Raw genomic sequence first — 17,960 nt, 5'->3', positions numbered from 1 at the left:
TTTTGAAAAGGAGAGAACCGTCATGATTACCTTCAATCACTTCAATTTTAATGTACTTGATCTGGAAAAAAGTCTGAAATTTTATAAAGATGCCCTTGGTCTCTTTCCGGTACGGGAGAAGACGGCAGCGGATGGGTCCTTCCGGCTGGTTTATTTGGGAGATGGAAAAACTGATTTCACACTGGAACTGACTTATTTAACGGAACGTACGGAACCTTATAATCTTGGCGAATGTGAATTTCATCTCGCCTTTCATACCGATGAATATGAAGCGTGCTATAAAAAGCATAAGGAAATGGGCGTAATCTGTTTCGAGAATCCAGGAATGGGAATTTATTTTATCAGTGATCCGGACGGGTACTGGCTGGAAATAGTTCCCGCTAAATAAGGAGAAATCAGGTGTTTATAACAGTAAACGGGATCCGGCTTCATTATGAGGTATCGGGCAGAGGACCGGCTGTGATTCTGGTCCATGGAAACGGGGAAGACCACAGGATCTTTAAGGAGACCGCAGACCTGCTGGTTAATGATTATACAGTATATGCCCTGGACTCCAGAGGACATGGAAAAAGCTCCGGAAAAGAGAATATCAGTTATGATAAAATGGCAAAGGATGTGGCGGAGTTCATTCGGCTTTTAGAACTGGACCGTCCCATTTACTGTGGATTCAGCGACGGAGGAATCATCGGGCTTGTGGCAGCTGTAACGTATCCCCGGCTCTTTTCCAGAATGGTGATTTGCGGTGCTAACGCGTATCCGGAAGGGATGAAACGCAGATGGCTGATTCTGTTTGGACTTCTTGGGCTTTTGTTTCGTGATCCCAAGGTGTTTATGATGTTAAACGAACCACAGCTCTCTGGTAAGGAACTGGAACAGATATCCATTCCAACTCTCATACTGGCTGGTGAAAGAGATATGGTACTTCCATCTCATACGGAGTATCTGGCATCAAAGATTAAAACCAGTTTTTTAAGGATTCTGCCGGGGGAAACCCATGGAAGTTATGTAATTCACAGCAGAAAGCTTTATTATTGTATGAAAAAATTTATAATGAACCGGGAGTAAGCGGAAACCTGATTGTTTTTGAGGGTGTAAAGAAAAAACACTTGACACCTTAAAAAAAGTATTGTATGATATCACAGGTGATGATATGGAGAAGATTGCAAGACAGGGACTTTTGTATGATTTCTACGGAGCTCTGCTGACAGAGCATCAAAGAAACATCTATGAAGATGTGGTATTATACGATTTATCCCTCAGTGAGATTGCGCAGGAACAGGGAATCAGCCGTCAGGGCGTTCATGATCTTTTAAAGCGATGTGATAAGATATTAGAGGGCTATGAAGAAAAGCTTCATCTGGTAGAAAAATTCGAAAAAACCAAGGGACTGGCAAGAGAAATCCGGAATTTAACGGCACAGTTTGCCGATACAAAGGATATGAGTCTGATCCATCGCATCGAAGAGATATCGGGCGAAATCATCGAGCTGGAAGCTCATTAGGAGGGCGTTAGATGGCTTTTGAGAGCTTATCCGATAAGTTACAGAATGTATTTAAGAATTTAAGAGGCAAAGGACGTTTGTCCGAAGCAGATGTAAAGACAGCCTTAAAAGAAGTTAAGATGGCTCTTTTGGAAGCAGATGTTAACTTTAAGGTTGTAAAACAGTTTATCAATGCTGTGCAGGAGAGAGCCATTGGACAGGATGTCCAGAACAGCCTTACTCCCGGCCAGATGGTTATAAAGATTGTAAATGAAGAACTTGTGAAACTTATGGGTTCTGAAACAACGGAAATAGAACTGAAGCCCGCAAGTGAGATTACAGTCATTTTGATGGCTGGTTTGCAGGGTGCAGGTAAGACAACGACTACAGCCAAGATTGCCGGTAAGTTAAAGGCAAAAGGAAGAAATCCACTTTTGGTTGCCTGTGACATTTATCGTCCCGCAGCGATCAAACAGCTGCAGATCAACGGTGAAAAACAGGGCGTTCCCGTATTTTCCATGGGAGAAAACCAGAAGCCGGCTGATATTGCCAAGGCTGCGATGGCTTATGCAGCAAAGAATGGCCAGAATGTTGTGATTCTTGATACAGCAGGCCGTCTTCATATTGATGAAGACATGATGAATGAGCTGATTGAAATAAAAGAAAGCGTTGAAGTTCATCAGACAATTCTGGTTGTTGATGCCATGACAGGACAGGATGCCGTGAATGTGGCCGGTATGTTCCATGATAAGATTGGAATTGACGGTGTCATCATAACAAAGTTAGATGGCGATACAAGAGGCGGTTCCGCATTATCCATCCGTGCTGTTACCGGTAAGCCGGTTCTTTATGTTGGTATGGGTGAAAAACTGTCCGATTTGGAGCAGTTTTATCCGGACCGTATGGCTTCCCGAATTTTAGGCATGGGAGATATCCTTTCTCTGATTGAAAAGGCAGAAACCCAGGTAGATGAAGAAAAAGCCAGAGAACTTTCCCAGAAGCTTAAAAAAGCAGAATTTGATTACAATGACTTTTTGGAGCAGATGACCCAGGTGAAAAACATGGGCGGTATGGCAAGCATTATGAGTATGATGCCTGGCATGGGACAGATGAAGGATATGGATATTGATGAAAAGGCCATGGACCGGGTGGAAGCGATTATCCTTTCCATGACGAACAAAGAACGGACTAATCCCGACTTAATGAAGAACGCATCGAGAAAACAGCGGGTAGCAAAGGGTGCAGGGGTTGATATCAGTGAAGTGAACCGGATTGTTAAGCAGTTTGATCAGATGAAGAAGATGATGAAACAGCTGCCTGGAATGCTTGGCGGAGGAAAACGCCGCGGTGGAGCAGGACTCCTTGGAAAACTGAAATTACCGTTTTAATATTACTTTGATGTTAGCAAGGCAGATTCCTGCGTCGCTATATATATGTTTTACAATTTAAGATTTAAGGAGGTGAATTAGAACATGGCAGTAAAAATGAGATTAAAAAGAATGGGTCAGAAAAAGGCTCCTTTCTATAGAATTGTAGTTGCAGATTCCAGATCTCCCAGAGATGGCAGATTCATCGAAGAGATTGGATACTATGATCCTACCACAGAACCAAGCGTAATCAAGTTTAACGAAGAGAACGCTAAAAAGTGGTTAGCAACAGGTGCTCAGCCAACAGAAGTTGTAAGCAAGCTTTTAAAGATCGCCGGTATCCAGTAGTGAGAGGTGAAGCATATGAAGGAATTAGTAGAAGTAATTGCAAGAGCACTGGTTGATAATCCAGATCATGTTGCTGTTACGGAGACTGTAAAAGACGATGAAATCGTCCTTGAACTTACGGTAGAACCTTCCGATATGGGTAAGGTAATTGGCAAACAGGGCAGAATAGCGAAAGCCATCCGCTCTGTTGTAAAAGCAGCAGCTTCCAAAGAAGATAAAAAAGTTACTGTTGAGATACAGTAACTTTTAAAAGACCGCCGACCTGTCGGGAAGACGGTCTTCTTTTGCTTTCAAAAACCAATGGTTTACGAAGCAACGTCCAGAATTAAGCCGGATAGTAATATCCGGTTTCTTTTATATGATATGGAGAGACAAATGGATAATTTACTGAGAGTCGGAGTGATTTCTTCCACCCATGGGGTAAAGGGAGAAGTAAAGGTGTTTCCAACAACGGATGATTCCGCCCGTTTTAAACAGTTAAAGAAAGTGATTCTCGACACAGGCCGGGAACAGATTGATTTGGAAATTGAGGGAGTAAAATTCTTTAAAAACATGGTGATCCTGAAGTTTAAAGGATATGATTCCATTGAGGAAATTGAAAAATACAAGGGTAAGGATCTTTTAATCACAAGAGATCTGGCAGTAAAACTGGGCCCTGATGAGAACTTTATTTTTGACCTTATCGGTCTTTCGGTGGTAAAAGACGATGGGGAAGAGCTGGGGACATTGACCGATGTAATTAAGACAGGAGCCAATGATGTCTATGAGGTCAAGATGACGGATGGCAGAGAGGTTTTGCTGCCTGCAATTAAAGAATGCGTTCTGAATGTGGATCTGGAGAAGAAAGTTGTAACGGTTCATATGATGGACGGGCTTCTGGACTAAGGATAGGGGTAGAAATAAAAAATGAATTATCATATATTGACGCTGTTTCCTGATATGGTCTTAAACGGTCTGAATACCAGCATTATCGGCAGAGCTGCAGAAAAAGGTCTGTTATCCATAGAAGCAATTGATATCAGAGACTATTCTGCAGATAAGCACCACAGTGTGGATGATTATCCATATGGGGGCGGTGCCGGTATGGTGATGCAGCCCATGCCTATATGCGAAGCCTACGATGATCTATGTAAAAAGATTGGCAAGAAACCCCGTGTGATTTACATGACTCCCCAGGGAACCGTATTCAATCAGACGATTGCAGGGGAACTGGCCAAAGAAGAGGATCTGGTTTTTCTGTGCGGCCACTATGAGGGAATTGATGAGAGGGCATTAAATCTTGTGGCAACGGATTTCCTTTCCATCGGGGATTATGTACTGACTGGCGGGGAACTTCCTGCCATGGTGATGATTGACTGCATCTCCCGTTTAATACCAGGCGTATTGAAGAATGAGACATCTGCCGAATTTGAATCCTTTCATGACAATCTGCTTGAGTACCCCCAGTATACCAGACCAGAGGAGTACAGGGGATTAAAGGTTCCGGAGGTTTTGTTGTCCGGACACCATAAAAACATTGATATCTGGAGACGGGAGCAATCTATTAAGCGGACTCTGGAGAGGAGACCGGATCTTTTAAAAGAAGCGGTACTGTCAAAAAAAGAAGTTGAATTTTTAAATAAGCTTGTAAAAGAGCAGGAAAACTGGGAATAATAATAATTAAAAAAGGTTGCATTCGACAATCCTTTATGTTAAAATACAAAATGTTGTGATGAAAAGGCGATGGTCCTCTGTTACGGATTCCAGTATGAAGTATTAAGAACATCAAATAAAAATCAAGGAGGTTCACACAATGAACGAAATTATTAAGAATATTGAAGCAGCTCAGTTAAAGCAGACCGTACCGGTTTTCCACGTTGGTGATACTGTAAAAGTATACAACAAGATCAAAGAGGGAACCCGCGAAAGAATCCAGATTTTCGAAGGAACCGTTATCAAGAGACAGAACGGCGGAGCCAGAGAAACCTTTACTGTAAGAAAGAATTCTAACGGTATCGGCGTAGAGAAAACCTGGCCATTACATTCCCCTTCCGTAGACAACGTTGAAGTTGTAAGAAAGGGTAAAGTAAGAAGAGCAAAACTGAATTACTTAAGAGACAGAGTTGGTAAGGCTGCTAAGGTCAAAGAACTGGTTAAATAATTCCGGAACATTTGAGAGGGACAATGTAAATTGTCCCTTTCTTTAGTAGGTGGGGTATCATAATGGATTTTTATCATAGTGAAGATAATAACAGGCTCCGCCATTTTGTCAACTGGATAGTTGACATCGTTGTAGTGATTGCATTTGCATTGTTTCTGGTCTATGCTTATGGAACTCAGATCGTTGTTGCGGGACATTCTATGCTCCCCCTTTTTGCGTCCGGCGATGTTGTTTTAATGGATCGTCTGTCCTATGATTTCGGTAAGCCGGACCGGTTTGATGTGGTTGTGTTTCAAAGAGAAGACCAGAAGATGAATGTAAAGCGTATCGTTGGACTGCCTGGAGAAACGGTGCAGATTAAGAACGATGAGATCTATATCAATGGCGAAAAGTTAGAAGAACCGGCAGGACTTGGCCGGATATCCCTGGCGGGGCTGGCTGAAAAGCCAATGAAGCTGGGGGAAGAAGAATATTTTTTATTAGGAGATAATCGGGACAGTAGTGAAGACAGCCGTTTTTCCAATATCGGGAATGTAAGCGGCAGTCAGATTAAAGGAAAAATATGGTTACGCATGCTGCCCCTTGTAAAGTTGGAATTAATTCGTTCGAAATAGAGGAATGTTATGAATATACAATGGTATCCAGGTCATATGACCAAAGCCAAAAGGGCAATGAAAGAAGATATCAAATTAATTGATTTGATTATCGAACTGGTAGATGCAAGAGTACCTTTAAGCAGCCGGAATCCGGACATCGATGATCTGGGTGCGGGAAAAGCCCGTCTGGTACTGCTGAATAAATCGGATCTTGCAGATGAACGGTGTAACAATGCATGGGCGTCTTATTTTGAAGAAAAAGGCTGCCATGTTGTAAAAGTGAATTCAAAAAGCGGTGCAGGCTTAAAATCAATCAATGGTGTTGTTCTGGAAGCCTGTAAGGAAAAGATTGAACGGGACCGGAGAAGGGGAATTTTAAACCGACCGGTACGTGCCATGGTAGTGGGAATCCCTAATGTGGGAAAATCCACATTTATCAATTCCTTTGCCGGAAAGGCCTGCGCAAAAACAGGGAATAAACCAGGTGTCACAAAGGGAAATCAATGGATCCGGCTGAACAAAAGCCTGGAACTTCTTGATACGCCCGGAATCTTGTGGCCAAGGTTTGAAGATCAGCAGGTGGGAATCCGTCTCGCTCTCATTGGCTCCATCAATGATGAAATCTTAAATAAAGAAGAGCTTGCCATGGAACTGATCCGTTTTTTAAAGAACTCCTATCCTCAGGTATTGTCGGAGCGTTATGCCCTGTCTGCGGAAGATCCCTTAGAGGGCCTGATGCAGATCGCCAGAGCCAGATCTTGTCTTGCAAGAGGCGGAGAACTGGATTTAAACCGGGCATCCAATCTGCTGATTGAGGATTTCAGAAGCGGTAAATTAGGACGTCTCACTCTTGAGACTCCGCAGCAATCATAAGAATACATCAATGGGCCGGCTCATTTTCAGAGCAGGTCCATGTTTTTAATGAAATCACTGGAGAGAATAAGATGAGAAAATTAACGGAAGAGAAACGGTTAGAAGAACTAAAACGTTTGGAAGTGATGAATGAATTTGAACGGGAATATGAGGCTCATGTACTGGTTTGCGGAATTGATGAAGCCGGAAGAGGGCCTTTAGCCGGACCTGTGGTTGCAGGAGCGGTTATATTGCCCAGGGATTGTGAAATCCTTTTTTTAAACGATTCAAAAAAGCTGTCTGAAAAACGCAGAGAGGCTTTGTTTGAAGAGATACAGGAAAAAGCACTGGCAATCGGGATTGGTGTGGCAGGTCCGGCCCGGATTGATGAGATTAATATTTTGCAGGCAACTTATGAAGCCATGAGAACAGCAGTATCTAAACTGGGAATGCTGCCAGAGGTCTTATTAAATGATGCGGTGACCATTCCAGGTCTTAACATTCCCCAGATTCCCATTGTGAAAGGGGATGGAAAAAGCGTGTCAATCGCAGCTGCCAGTATTATGGCAAAAGTAACCAGAGATCATATGATGGAAGAGTATGATAAACTTTTTCCTCGGTATGGTTTCGCAAAGCATAAGGGATATGGCACAGGAGCCCATATCGCGGCATTGAAGGAGTTTGGCCCCTGCCCCATACACAGACGGAGTTTTATTAAGAATTTCGTGTCTGGGGAGAAGTGTGAATAAGAGAGAGACCGGATCCAGGTTTGAAGAGATCGCTGCGGATTATTTACAGCATGCCGGCTATGAGATTCTGGAGCGGAATTACCGGGATCGGTCAGGAGAAATTGATTTAATAGCGAAAGATGGAAGCTATTATGTTTTTGTCGAGGTGAAATACCGGGAAAATGCAAACATGGGAGACCCTGCTGAAGCGGTTGATGCCAGAAAACAGCTGAAAATCAGGAACACAGCGAGACGGTATCTATACAGGAACCGGTTAGGGGAATCTGTCCCTTGCAGATTTGATGTAGTGGCCATCTTAGGTCAGGAAATCCGATTGATTTCGGATGCATTTTAAAGGGAGGTGCTGGAATGAGCGTTATATGGACGCGTAAAAATATAAAACCGGGAATGAATTATATCAAGTCAGATCCGGTGCCTTATTTATCCTTTCCTATGTTGGAAAAGACAGGTATGGTGATCCAGGGATTTTCTACAAAGCTTGGGGGAGTCAGTCAGGGCAAATTTGCAACCCTTAATTTTACATTTACAAGAGGAGACAATCCGGATCACGTAATGGAGAATTACAGGAGAATGGCTGCTGTACTTGGGGTGGATGAAAATCGGATGGTTTTGTCTTATCAGACCCATACCACCAATGTCCGCCTTGTTACGGAGGAGGATGCTGGCAAGGGAATTGTAAAGGAAAGAGATTATAAAGATACAGACGGACTTATTACCAATGTCCCGGGCATTACTCTGGTCACTTTTTTTGCAGACTGTGTTCCGTTATATTTTCTGGATCCTGTACACAAAGCCATCGGGCTCAGCCATTCGGGCTGGAGAGGTACTGTAAGCCGTATGGGGGCAGTGACGATTGATAAAATGAAAGAAGCTTATGGAACCAGAGCAGAGGATTTACTTGTCTGTATTGGCCCAAGTATCTGCGGGGACTGTTATGAGGTGGGGGAAGAGGTTGCCCTGGAATTTAAAAAGGCATTTGCAAAAGAGAACTGGAATCAGATTCTTAGAAAAAAAGACAATGGCAAGTTCATGCTGGATTTGTGGAAGGCCAATGAGATCCTGTTAAAAGAGGCCGGGGTGAAACTGGAAAACATACAGACAACCGATATCTGCACCCACTGCAATTCGGATTATCTGTTTTCCCACCGTACCTGCGGAAATGAAAGAGGCAATCTGGCAGCATTCCTGAGTTTAAAAGAATAGAGATATAAAAATCCGGAAGAACATTTGGATTCTTCCGGATTTCTATTCCATAAAGCAACTGGCTTATGCTTTGTATTTTTTCAGCAGCTGCTGAATCTTATCCGTTGAGGATAATGCTGTACTAATAGATACATCGTGGTTTAAGGAATTTACAATTGCGGCGATATACTTGCTGATGTCGGCTTCAACATACCACTCTCTGTTAAACAGCTCATTGGGACGGTAATTTAAGTTTGTGGTCACAACTCTGTCGATGTATCCTTTTCTGTAAAAGTCATCAAACTTATCAAGACCATTGGTAAACAGGCCAAAGGTGCAGCATACAATGACCTTGTCTGCTTTACGCTCTTTTAATTCCCTGGCGGTATCTAACATGCTTTCTCCCGATGAAATCATATCATCTACGATCAGCACTGTTTTTCCCTCTACGGAAGCACCAAGGAACTCATGGGCTACGATGGGGTTGCGTCCGCCTACAATCTTGGAATAATCTCTTCGCTTGTAGAACATACCCATATCCACGCTTAAGTTGTTGGCAAGGTATACGGCACGGTCCATGGCACCTTCATCAGGGCTGATAACCATCATGTGTTCTTTGTCAATCTTTAAATCAGGGTATTGTCTTAATACTGCTTTTGTAAACTGGTAGGTCGGCATGAAATTGTCAAAGCCGCTTAATGGGATGGCATTCTGCACTCTGGGGTCATGGGCATCAAAAGTAATAATATTGCTTACTCCCATATTCACCAGTTCTTCTAATGCCATAGCACAGTCAAGGGATTCACGTTTCGTTCTCTTATGCTGGCGGCTTTCATATAGAAATGGCATAATTACGTTGACCCTGTGGGCGGTAGCTGTACTCGCACCGAGAATACGCTTTAAATCCTGAAAATGATCGTCAGGAGACATGTGGTTTGTATATCCGTTCACTGTATAGGATATGCTGTAATTAGTTACATCTACCATCGCGAAAACATCAGTACCCCGGACGGATTCCTTGACGATTCCTTTCGCTTCGCCGCTTCCAAAGCGAGGACACTCGCAGCTTAGAAGATATGAGTCGATATCGTAACCGCGGTAATGAAGATCTGCCTCACGGCGCTTTAATTCCTCGATATCGTTCCTGCGAAAACCGACAATATGGTCATTTACCTTCCTGGCCAGTTCCCCGCAGCTTTCCAGCGCTGCGATCTTTAGGGGAGCAACAGGTAGCTGGTCGTTAAATACATAATCATTTGCCATGACAAAGATTCCTCCATAATAAATGAACAGCCAGTCGTAAGACTGCCTGTTTTATAATCTTACATCTTTTTATACCATTGAATGACAGAATGCGTCAATAGTCTTTCCTGTATTTCAGTGAAAAAAACAAAAAACGCTTCCTTTACAAAGAGTGACAATCTTGTTATGATATAAAAGATAGCTGCAGAAAGGTAAATATAGAAATGAGCAAAAGAGGACATGTTATTAAAGCTGTAGACACCGGTTCTATTGCAGAAGAACTGGAACTGGAACCAGGAGATGAGGTTCTTTCCATCGACGGACATGAACTGGAAGACATCTTCGATTATGAGTATTACGTAAACAGTGAATCCATTCTTATGACCGTAAGGAAGAAAAACGGGGAAGAGTGGGAATTAGAAATAGAGAACCAATATGAAGATTTAGGACTTACTTTCGAGAATGGTCTGATGAGTGAGTACCGTACCTGCAGGAATAACTGCATTTTCTGCTTTATTGACCAGATGCCTCCTGGAATGAGGGATACCCTTTATTTCAAAGACGACGATTCCAGGCTTTCATTCTTACAGGGAAACTATGTCACGTTAACCAACATGAGTGAACACGATATTGCGCGAATCATAGAGTTTAAACTGGCACCTATTAATATATCGGTACACACCACAAACCCCGAGTTAAGATGCAGGATGCTTCATAACCGGTTTGCAGGAGAAGCCCTTTCAAAGATTGACCGGCTGTATGAGGCAGGAGTATCCATGAATGGGCAGATTGTGCTTTGCAAAGGGGTGAACGACAAAGAAGAACTGGAACGAACCATAAGTGATTTATCAAAGTATCTGCCTTACATGGAAAGTGTCTCCATTGTGCCGGTAGGCGTATCCAGATTCAGAGACGGCCTGTTTCCATTAAGCCCCATTGAGAAAGAGGATGCCCTATCCGTTTTAGAAATCGTGGAACGATGGCAGAAGAAGCTTTTTAAAGAACATGGCTGCCATTTTATTCATGCCAGTGATGAGTTTTACATTTTGGCTGAGAGAACTATGCCGGAGGAAACAAGATATGATGGCTATATTCAGCTGGAAAACGGCGTGGGTATGCTGCGGCTTTTAGAGACTGAGGTGAGAGATGCCCTGAAAGAAGAAGGGGGCGCTGATGCCGCAGAGGAGCTTTCCATTGCCACAGGAACCCTTGCAGCCCCATTTATTGAGCAGCATGCAAGACTGGTTTGTGATAAGTTCCCGGGACGGACCATTCATGTCTACCCCATCATCAATCATTTCTTTGGTGAGCAGATTACCGTTGCGGGTTTAGTTACAGCCCAGGATTTAATCGCCCAGCTGAAGGGAAAACCTCTTGGGAAGAGACTTCTCCTTCCTGAGTGTATGTTTCGCAGCGGAGAAGAGGTATTTCTTGATGATCTGACTCGTCAGGATGTACAAAATGCTTTACAAGTACAGGTAGATATTGTAAAATCAAGCGGTCAGGATTTCGTTAACGCTGTTTTAGGATGCGTAAATAATAAAAAACCTTCTTATGACGGATATGAATTAAAGGAGATATAATATATGAGTAAACCAGTAGTAGCCATCGTAGGCCGCCCGAATGTGGGAAAGTCTACGCTGTTTAATGTTTTAGCCGGTGAGACCATTTCCATTGTAAAGGATACACCGGGAGTGACCAGAGACCGTATTTATGCCGACTGTACCTGGCTGAATATGAATTTTACCCTGATTGATACAGGCGGAATTGAACCGGACAGTAGCGATATCATTCTTTCCCAGATGAGGGAACAGGCAGAGATCGCCATTGCTACAGCAGATGTTATCGTATTTATTGTGGATGTACGCCAGGGTCTGGTTGATGCGGATTCAAAGGTTGCAGATATGCTTCGTAAATCCAAAAAGCCGGTTGTCCTTGCAGTGAATAAGGTAGACAGCTTCCAGAAGTTCGGTAATGATGTATATGAATTTTATAATCTGGGAATCGGAGATCCCATTCCGGTATCAGCGGCTTCCAGACTTGGATTAGGTGATTTGCTTGATGAGGTTGCCAAGCATTTTGGCACATTTCAGGCAGAAGAGGAAGACGATGACCGTCCAAGAATTGCCATCGTCGGAAAGCCAAATGTTGGTAAATCTTCTATAATTAATCAGCTTCTGGGTGAAAACCGGGTTATCGTATCCAATATTGCGGGAACCACCAGAGATGCCGTAGATACGGAGATCGTCCATAATGGCACGGAATACGTATTTATTGACACGGCAGGACTGAGAAGAAAGAGTAAAATCAAAGAAGAACTGGAACGTTACAGCATTATCCGTACCGTAACAGCAGTCGAGCGGGCCGATGTGGTGGTAGTTGTAATTGACGCAGAAGAGGGCGTTACCGAGCAGGATGCCAAGATCGCAGGAATTGCCCATGAACGGGGCAAGGGAATTATTGTAGCTGTAAACAAATGGGATGCCATTGAGAAAAATGACAAGACCATCTATGAATATACCAAAAAGATTAAAGATACTCTTTCCTTTATGTCTTATGCGGAATTTATCTTTATCTCAGCTAAGACCGGACAGAGAATGAGTAAATTGTTTGAATTAATTGATATGGTCCGTGAGAATCAGACTCTTCGTGTAGCAACCGGAGTTTTAAACGAAATTATGACGGAAGCAGTTGCTCTTCAGCAGCCGCCTTCTGATAAAGGCAAGCGTCTCAGACTTTATTATATGACCCAGGTAGCCGTTAAGCCGCCGACCTTTGTTATCTTTATAAATGATAAAGAACTCACCCACTTCTCCTACACAAGATATCTTGAGAACAAGATCAGGGATGCGTTTGGATTTAAGGGAACATCCTTAAAATTTATTTATAGAGAGCGGAGCGGAAAGGAACAATAATTATGGAAAGAATGATCTGCCTTATTGCAGGATACCTTTGCGGACTGTTGCAATCCGGTTATTTTTACGGGAAAACACATAAAATTGATATCAGAAAATACGGAAGCGGAAATTCCGGCACCACCAATGCACTGCGGGTTATGGGACCAAAAGCAGGAGCTGTGGTGTTTTTCGGTGATTTTTTAAAGTCGTTACTTCCCTGCCTGGCAGTCCGTCTGGTGTTTCAGAATCAGCCGGAGATGATTTATCTATTGATTCTGTATACCGGTTTTGGTGTCATTCTGGGTCACAATTATCCCTTTTATCTGCAGTTTAAAGGTGGTAAGGGGATTGCAGCCACTGCAGGTCTTATTATGGCGGCAGATTTAAGAATGACGCTCCTGTGCCTGACTTCTTTTATATTAATTGTATTAATTACGAGATACGTATCTCTTGGTTCACTGGTTGTAGCAACTATATTCCTTATCTGGATGTGTGTATTTGGATCCATGGGCGCATACGGAATTGGTGAGAATCTTTTGCCGGAATTTTACATAGTTGCGGCTTTGATCAGCGGTCAGGCGTTCTGGCGCCACCGGGCGAATATCGGCAGACTGATTCACGGCAAAGAAAATAAAATATCTTTTGGATCCGGAAAAACAAAATGAGGTGAGTCATATGGCTAAAATTGGAATCATCGGATCAGGAAGCTGGGGTATGGCATTGTCCGTACTTCTATATAATAATGGACATGAGGTAACGGTGTGGTCTGCATTGCCGGAGGAAATAAGGGAGATGCAGCAGACTCACCGGCATCATACGCTTCCAGACCTTGTACTTCCGGATGGTATGGTATTTACAGAGGATCTGGAAGAAACCATGACAGGAAAAGATTTGCTGGTTACAGCAGTTCCTTCTGTTTACGTGAGATCAACGGCAAAGCGGATGAATCCGTTCTGCCGTTATGGGCAGGTGGTTGTGAATGTTGCAAAAGGAATTGAGGAATCCAGTCTGATGACATTATCAGAGATTCTGGAAGAAGAGCTGCCGATGGCTGACGTAGCTGTGTTATCCGGCCCAAGTCATGCCGAGGAAGTAAGCAAGAGCCTTCCTACCACCTGTGTGGCGGGTGCAACAACGAGAAAGACAGCTGAATACATTCAGAGTCTCTTTATGAGTGAGGTATTCCGGGTTTATACAAGCCCTGATATTTTAGGGATTGAGCTTGGCGGATCTTTAAAGAATGTAATTGCGCTGGCGGCGGGTATCGCAGATGGACTGGGATATGGAGATAATACGAAAGCTGCTTTAATTACAAGAGGCATCGCTGAAATTTCAAGACTGGGTACGGCGATGGGAGGAAAGATTCAGACGTTTGGCGGTTTATCCGGCATTGGAGACTTAATTGTAACCTGCGCCAGCATGCACAGCCGTAACCGGAGAGCAGGAATTCTCATGGGACAGGGAAAGACCATGGAAGAGGCGACCAAAGAAGTGAAGATGGTAGTGGAAGGTATTTACTCCGCAAAGGCCGCTCTTGCCCTTTCAGTGAAATATGAGGTGTCCATGCCTATCGTGGAGCAGGTAAATGCGGTGCTTTTTGAGGGCAAGTCTGCATCGGAGGCGGTGCGGGATTTGATGCTGCGGGATAAAACGATTGAAAGTTCTGATATTCCGTGGGAATAATCCAAAAGAAGACTTTATTTTATTATTTTAAAACAAAATTAGTTGACATTTTTTAAAAGCCATTCTATTATAAAGACTATGTATACGTTACAACGTTAATGTGTCGTATATAAAATTGTTTCATGAGGAGGAATGGATTGTGAAAAAATCTATGAAAAAGTTACTGAGTCTTGGTTTGGCAATCGCCATGGCGGCATCTTTAACTGCCTGCGGAAGCGGTAAAGCTTCAGAGGGCACAACCGCAGCTGGAACAGAAACCAAGGGTGAAGCACAGACCACCGCAGCCGGCGGCGCAGCAACAGGAGAGGGCACAATTAAGATTGGCGGGATCGGCCCAATCAGCGGAAGTACTGCAATTTACGGACAGGCTGTAAAGAATGGCGCAGAACTGGCAGTGAATGAAATCAATGCAAACGGCGGTATTAACGGAGCAAAGATTGAATTTAATTTCCAGGATGACGAAAATGATACAGAAAAATCAGTGAATGCTTACAACACCTTAAAAGACTGGGGTATGCAGTTACTGGTAGGAACCGTTACTTCTGCTCCATGTATTGCTGTTGGAGCTGAATCAAGCAACGATAATATGTTCCAGTTAACACCATCCGGATCTGCAGTAGACTGTACCAAGTTTGAAAATCAGTTCCGTGTATGTTTCTCAGATCCAAACCAGGGTGCCGCTTCCGCACAGTATATCGGTGAAAACAAACTGGCGACGAAAGTAGCAGTTATTTATGACAGCTCTGATGTTTACTCATCTGGTATTCATGACAAATTTATATCCGAAGCAGCAGATCAGGGCATTGAAATTGCATCTGATGAGGCATTTACAGCAGATAACAACACAAACTTCTCTGTACAGCTTCAGAAAGCACAGGATTCCGGTGCAGAACTTGTTTTCCTTCCTATTTACTATTCTCAGGCAGCTTTAATTCTTGCCCAGGCAAAACAGATGGGATATGCACCTTCATTCTTTGGCTGTGATGGTCTTGACGGACTTCTTACAGTAGAGAATTTCGATACAAAACTTGCAGAGAATGTAATGCTTTTAACACCTTTTGCAGCTGACGCAAAGGATGATCTTACTCAGAAATTTGTAACTTCTTTTAAAGAGAAATACAATGAGACTCCAAACCAGTTTGCAGCAGATGCATATGATGCAGTTTACGCTGTAAAAGCAGCAGCTGAAAAATCTGGTGTTACAGCAGATATGGACGCTTCCGCAATCTGTGATAAGTTAAAAACTGCAATGACTGAAATTTCTATCAACGGTCTGACCGGTGAGAATATGAAATGGTCTGCAGACGGAGAACCGGATAAGGCTCCAAAAGCAGTAAAAATTGTAAACGGCGTTTATACAGCAATGTAAAATGACCCGCTGGAGGGCCGTCCAAGGGACGACCCTCTTCTTTGATATAAATTTCTTGAATAAAGACGAATGAGGTGCGTTGGTATGATGAGTTTCATATCCTATTTTATTAATGGTTTAAGCCTTGGCAGTGTTTATGCAATCATTGCTCTTGGTTATACCATGGTATATGGCATTGCCAAGATGCTTAACTTTGCTCATGGCGATGTTATTATGATTGGAGGATACGTGGTGTTCACAGTTGTCAGCACAATGGGCTTAGGTCCTGTTGCGGGCATTCTCCTTGCGGTTATTCTATGTACTGTACTGGGCGTGGTCATTGAGGGCGTCGCTTATCGTCCTTTACGTATGGCAAGTCCTCTGGCAGTTCTGATTACGGCAATCGGTGTGAGCTACTTACTTCAAAACATCGCACTGCTTGTTTTTGGTTCCAATCCAAAGTCCTTTACCTCTGTTATAACAGTTCCGGCATTAAAGCTGGCGGATGGAAAGCTTACGATCTCCGGAGAGACGATCGTTACAATTATCAGCTGTGTAATCATTATGATTGGACTGACTACATTCATTAAGAAGACAAGAGCAGGGCAGGCCATGCTGGCAGTATCCGAAGACAAAGGCGCAGCCCAGCTCATGGGAATTAATGTAGATGGCACCATTGCACTTACCTTTGCAATCGGTTCTGCACTGGCAGCGATTGCAGGTGCACTTCTTTGCTCCGCCTATCCGACCCTTACCCCATATACCGGTTCCATGCCTGGAATTAAGGCATTCGTAGCTGCTGTATTTGGCGGAATCGGTTCTATTCCCGGTGCATTAATCGGAGGCCTGCTTTTGGGTATTATTGAAAACTTAAGCAAGGCTTACATTTCATCCCAGCTTTCCGATGCCATCGTTTTTGCAGTTCTCATCGTTGTCCTTCTCGTGAAGCCTACCGGCATTCTCGGCAAGAAGATCAGCGAGAAAGTATAGGTGGACGAGATGGAAAAAAGTACAGCAAAAAAGTTTCATATTGACAAAACATTTAAAACAAATTTAATCACTTACGGCATTGTAATTGCGGCATTTATCATTGTACAGCTGTTAATTTCTGCGGGAGAAGTCAGCAGTCTGATGAAGGGTCTTTTAGTGCCTCTTTGCATCTACAGTATTATGGCGATTTCTTTGAACCTGACTGTAGGTATTCTGGGCGAGCTCAGCCTTGGACATGCAGGTTTCATGTGTATGGGAGCGTTTTCCAGCTCTATATTCTCTATCTCCATGATGGATTCCATACCGAGTGCAGGCATTCGTTTTTTCCTGGCAATTTTAGTGGGCGCCGCAGCCGCAGCCGTAGCCGGTATTGTTGTGGGAATCCCTGTTTTAAGACTCAGAGGTGACTATCTGGCAATTGTAACACTGGCTTTTGGCGAAATTATTAAGAATGTTGTGAATGTACTTTATCTTGGAAAGGATTCAAACGGGCTTCATTTTTCCATGAAGAATGCGATGGCTCTTCATATGGAGAAAAACGGAACGATTATTTTAAATGGCGCACAGGGAATTACCGGTACACCGAAGAATTCCACCTTCGCCATAGGTGTAATTCTTACTTTGATTACCCTTTTCATTGTTCTGAATCTGATCAATTCCAGATCCGGACGTGCAATCATGTCTGTCCGCGATAACAGAATTGCCGCAGAATCCATTGGAATTAATATAACCAAGTATAAACTTATGGCATTTACCATCTCTGCCTCCCTTGCAGGAGTTGCAGGTGTATTATATTCCCATAACCTTTCTTCCCTGACAGCTACTCAGAAGAATTTCGGCTATAACCAGTCCATTATGATTCTGGTGTTTGTAGTACTTGGTGGAATCGGGAATATCCGCGGGTCTATGATTGCGGCAGTCCTTCTGACACTGCTTCCTGAGCTGTTAAGAGGTTTAAATGCTTATCGTATGCTGATTTATGCCATCATCCTGATCGTCATGATGATTTTTAACTGGAGTCCGAAGCTGATCGATTTCAGAAAACGTTATTTTCATTTGAACAGGGCGAAGAAGGAGAGGGTATAA

22 protein-coding genes are annotated in these 17,960 nt (G+C 43.3%); 21 read left to right on the top strand and 1 reads right to left on the bottom strand.

Annotated elements, in window-relative coordinates; all coding sequences use genetic code 11:
* Positions 1-22 precede the first annotated feature (22 nt).
* From ABS301_RS17180 to pgeF, 14 genes are all read left to right on the top strand, one after another.
* On the top strand, positions 23-388 hold the full coding sequence (locus ABS301_RS17180) for a VOC family protein (RefSeq protein WP_349673382.1): 366 nt from the start codon (positions 23-25) through the stop codon (positions 386-388).
* Between the two features lie 11 nt (positions 389-399).
* Positions 400-1,065 (top strand): alpha/beta fold hydrolase, encoded by a 666-nt coding sequence (locus ABS301_RS17175; RefSeq protein WP_349673381.1) that lies wholly within the window; start codon positions 400-402, stop codon positions 1,063-1,065.
* An 85-nt stretch (positions 1,066-1,150) separates the two neighbouring features.
* A complete protein-coding gene (gene ylxM, locus ABS301_RS17170) occupies positions 1,151-1,501 on the top strand; it encodes a YlxM family DNA-binding protein (RefSeq protein ID WP_349673380.1) in 351 nt (116 codons plus the stop codon).
* An 11-nt stretch (positions 1,502-1,512) separates the two neighbouring features.
* On the top strand, positions 1,513-2,868 hold the full coding sequence (gene ffh, locus ABS301_RS17165; protein WP_349673379.1) for a signal recognition particle protein: 1,356 nt from the start codon (positions 1,513-1,515) through the stop codon (positions 2,866-2,868).
* 84 nt (positions 2,869-2,952) lie between these two features.
* Positions 2,953-3,195, top strand: a complete 243-nt coding sequence (gene rpsP / locus ABS301_RS17160) for a 30S ribosomal protein S16 (protein ID WP_097004116.1) — start codon at positions 2,953-2,955, stop codon at positions 3,193-3,195.
* A gap of 15 nt (positions 3,196-3,210) precedes the next feature.
* Positions 3,211-3,438, top strand: a complete 228-nt coding sequence (locus tag ABS301_RS17155) for a KH domain-containing protein (protein ID WP_104437503.1) — start codon at positions 3,211-3,213, stop codon at positions 3,436-3,438.
* A 132-nt stretch (positions 3,439-3,570) separates the two neighbouring features.
* Positions 3,571-4,080 carry a ribosome maturation factor RimM gene (gene rimM, locus ABS301_RS17150; RefSeq protein WP_349673378.1) on the top strand — a complete coding sequence of 170 codons (510 nt, stop codon included), beginning with the start codon at positions 3,571-3,573 and terminating at the stop codon, positions 4,078-4,080.
* A gap of 21 nt (positions 4,081-4,101) precedes the next feature.
* Positions 4,102-4,848 carry a tRNA (guanosine(37)-N1)-methyltransferase TrmD gene (trmD, locus tag ABS301_RS17145; protein ID WP_349673377.1) on the top strand — a complete coding sequence of 249 codons (747 nt, stop codon included), beginning with the start codon at positions 4,102-4,104 and terminating at the stop codon, positions 4,846-4,848.
* A gap of 139 nt (positions 4,849-4,987) precedes the next feature.
* The gene (rplS, locus tag ABS301_RS17140) at positions 4,988-5,335 is read left to right on the top strand and encodes a 50S ribosomal protein L19 (protein ID WP_097004120.1); all 348 of its coding nucleotides are present in this window, start codon (positions 4,988-4,990) and stop codon (positions 5,333-5,335) included.
* A gap of 62 nt (positions 5,336-5,397) precedes the next feature.
* The gene (gene lepB, locus ABS301_RS17135; protein WP_349666967.1) at positions 5,398-5,949 is read left to right on the top strand and encodes a signal peptidase I; all 552 of its coding nucleotides are present in this window, start codon (positions 5,398-5,400) and stop codon (positions 5,947-5,949) included.
* Positions 5,950-5,958: 9 nt separating this feature from the next.
* Positions 5,959-6,804: a ribosome biogenesis GTPase YlqF gene (gene ylqF, locus ABS301_RS17130; protein WP_349673376.1), complete on the top strand. Its 846-nt coding sequence runs from the start codon at positions 5,959-5,961 to the stop codon at positions 6,802-6,804.
* 71 nt (positions 6,805-6,875) lie between these two features.
* Positions 6,876-7,532, top strand: coding sequence for a ribonuclease HII (gene rnhB, locus ABS301_RS17125; protein ID WP_349673375.1), 657 nt, complete (start codon positions 6,876-6,878; stop codon positions 7,530-7,532).
* Positions 7,525-7,866 (top strand): YraN family protein, encoded by a 342-nt coding sequence (locus ABS301_RS17120; RefSeq protein WP_104437494.1) that lies wholly within the window; start codon positions 7,525-7,527, stop codon positions 7,864-7,866. Before rnhB ends, ABS301_RS17120 begins: the two co-directional genes overlap by 8 nt.
* A gap of 14 nt (positions 7,867-7,880) precedes the next feature.
* Positions 7,881-8,735 carry a peptidoglycan editing factor PgeF gene (pgeF, locus tag ABS301_RS17115; protein WP_349673374.1) on the top strand — a complete coding sequence of 285 codons (855 nt, stop codon included), beginning with the start codon at positions 7,881-7,883 and terminating at the stop codon, positions 8,733-8,735.
* Positions 8,736-8,798: 63 nt separating this feature from the next.
* Here the strand turns inward: pgeF and ABS301_RS17110 are convergent, their stop codons facing one another.
* Positions 8,799-9,977 carry a ribose-phosphate pyrophosphokinase gene (locus tag ABS301_RS17110; protein WP_349673373.1) on the bottom strand — a complete coding sequence of 393 codons (1,179 nt, stop codon included), beginning with the start codon at positions 9,975-9,977 and terminating at the stop codon, positions 8,799-8,801.
* Positions 9,978-10,180: 203 nt separating this feature from the next.
* On the opposite strand from ABS301_RS17110, the gene ABS301_RS17105 reads away from it, so the two are divergent.
* From ABS301_RS17105 to ABS301_RS17075, 7 genes are all read left to right on the top strand, one after another.
* The gene (locus tag ABS301_RS17105) at positions 10,181-11,539 is read left to right on the top strand and encodes a DUF512 domain-containing protein (protein ID WP_349673372.1); all 1,359 of its coding nucleotides are present in this window, start codon (positions 10,181-10,183) and stop codon (positions 11,537-11,539) included.
* Between the two features lie 3 nt (positions 11,540-11,542).
* Positions 11,543-12,871, top strand: coding sequence for a ribosome biogenesis GTPase Der (gene der / locus ABS301_RS17100; protein WP_349673371.1), 1,329 nt, complete (start codon positions 11,543-11,545; stop codon positions 12,869-12,871).
* 2 nt (positions 12,872-12,873) lie between these two features.
* The gene (gene plsY, locus ABS301_RS17095; protein WP_349673370.1) at positions 12,874-13,518 is read left to right on the top strand and encodes a glycerol-3-phosphate 1-O-acyltransferase PlsY; all 645 of its coding nucleotides are present in this window, start codon (positions 12,874-12,876) and stop codon (positions 13,516-13,518) included.
* Positions 13,519-13,528: 10 nt separating this feature from the next.
* Positions 13,529-14,536: an NAD(P)H-dependent glycerol-3-phosphate dehydrogenase gene (locus tag ABS301_RS17090; protein WP_349673369.1), complete on the top strand. Its 1,008-nt coding sequence runs from the start codon at positions 13,529-13,531 to the stop codon at positions 14,534-14,536.
* Between the two features lie 151 nt (positions 14,537-14,687).
* A complete protein-coding gene (locus ABS301_RS17085) occupies positions 14,688-15,905 on the top strand; it encodes an ABC transporter substrate-binding protein (RefSeq protein WP_349673544.1) in 1,218 nt (405 codons plus the stop codon).
* Positions 15,906-15,992: 87 nt separating this feature from the next.
* Entirely contained in the window at positions 15,993-16,874 is an 882-nt protein-coding gene (locus ABS301_RS17080; protein WP_349673543.1) for a branched-chain amino acid ABC transporter permease, read from the top strand.
* Positions 16,875-16,883: 9 nt separating this feature from the next.
* On the top strand, positions 16,884-17,960 hold the full coding sequence (locus ABS301_RS17075; protein WP_349673368.1) for a branched-chain amino acid ABC transporter permease: 1,077 nt from the start codon (positions 16,884-16,886) through the stop codon (positions 17,958-17,960).

This window comes from Lacrimispora sp. (genome assembly GCF_031982545.1).
GTDB lineage: Bacteria > Bacillota > Clostridia > Lachnospirales > Lachnospiraceae > Lacrimispora.
The sequence above is the reverse complement of the archived record's forward strand: the minus strand, read 5'-3'. Positions and strand labels throughout refer to the sequence as shown.

Coding starts and splice junctions, on each gene's coding strand:
- ABS301_RS17180 (WP_349673382.1), top strand. CDS start 23: ATGATTACCTTCAATCACTTCAATTTTAATGTACTTGATCTGGAAAAA.
- ylxM (WP_349673380.1), top strand. CDS start 1,151: ATGGAGAAGATTGCAAGACAGGGACTTTTGTATGATTTCTACGGAGCT.
- ffh (WP_349673379.1), top strand. CDS start 1,513: ATGGCTTTTGAGAGCTTATCCGATAAGTTACAGAATGTATTTAAGAAT.
- rpsP (WP_097004116.1), top strand. CDS start 2,953: ATGGCAGTAAAAATGAGATTAAAAAGAATGGGTCAGAAAAAGGCTCCT.
- ABS301_RS17155 (WP_104437503.1), top strand. CDS start 3,211: ATGAAGGAATTAGTAGAAGTAATTGCAAGAGCACTGGTTGATAATCCA.
- rimM (WP_349673378.1), top strand. CDS start 3,571: ATGGATAATTTACTGAGAGTCGGAGTGATTTCTTCCACCCATGGGGTA.
- trmD (WP_349673377.1), top strand. CDS start 4,102: ATGAATTATCATATATTGACGCTGTTTCCTGATATGGTCTTAAACGGT.
- rplS (WP_097004120.1), top strand. CDS start 4,988: ATGAACGAAATTATTAAGAATATTGAAGCAGCTCAGTTAAAGCAGACC.
- lepB (WP_349666967.1), top strand. CDS start 5,398: ATGGATTTTTATCATAGTGAAGATAATAACAGGCTCCGCCATTTTGTC.
- ylqF (WP_349673376.1), top strand. CDS start 5,959: ATGAATATACAATGGTATCCAGGTCATATGACCAAAGCCAAAAGGGCA.
- rnhB (WP_349673375.1), top strand. CDS start 6,876: ATGAGAAAATTAACGGAAGAGAAACGGTTAGAAGAACTAAAACGTTTG.
- pgeF (WP_349673374.1), top strand. CDS start 7,881: ATGAGCGTTATATGGACGCGTAAAAATATAAAACCGGGAATGAATTAT.
- ABS301_RS17110 (WP_349673373.1), bottom strand. CDS start 9,977: ATGGCAAATGATTATGTATTTAACGACCAGCTACCTGTTGCTCCCCTA.
- ABS301_RS17105 (WP_349673372.1), top strand. CDS start 10,181: ATGAGCAAAAGAGGACATGTTATTAAAGCTGTAGACACCGGTTCTATT.
- der (WP_349673371.1), top strand. CDS start 11,543: ATGAGTAAACCAGTAGTAGCCATCGTAGGCCGCCCGAATGTGGGAAAG.
- plsY (WP_349673370.1), top strand. CDS start 12,874: ATGGAAAGAATGATCTGCCTTATTGCAGGATACCTTTGCGGACTGTTG.
- ABS301_RS17090 (WP_349673369.1), top strand. CDS start 13,529: ATGGCTAAAATTGGAATCATCGGATCAGGAAGCTGGGGTATGGCATTG.
- ABS301_RS17085 (WP_349673544.1), top strand. CDS start 14,688: ATGAAAAAGTTACTGAGTCTTGGTTTGGCAATCGCCATGGCGGCATCT.
- ABS301_RS17080 (WP_349673543.1), top strand. CDS start 15,993: ATGAGTTTCATATCCTATTTTATTAATGGTTTAAGCCTTGGCAGTGTT.
- ABS301_RS17075 (WP_349673368.1), top strand. CDS start 16,884: ATGGAAAAAAGTACAGCAAAAAAGTTTCATATTGACAAAACATTTAAA.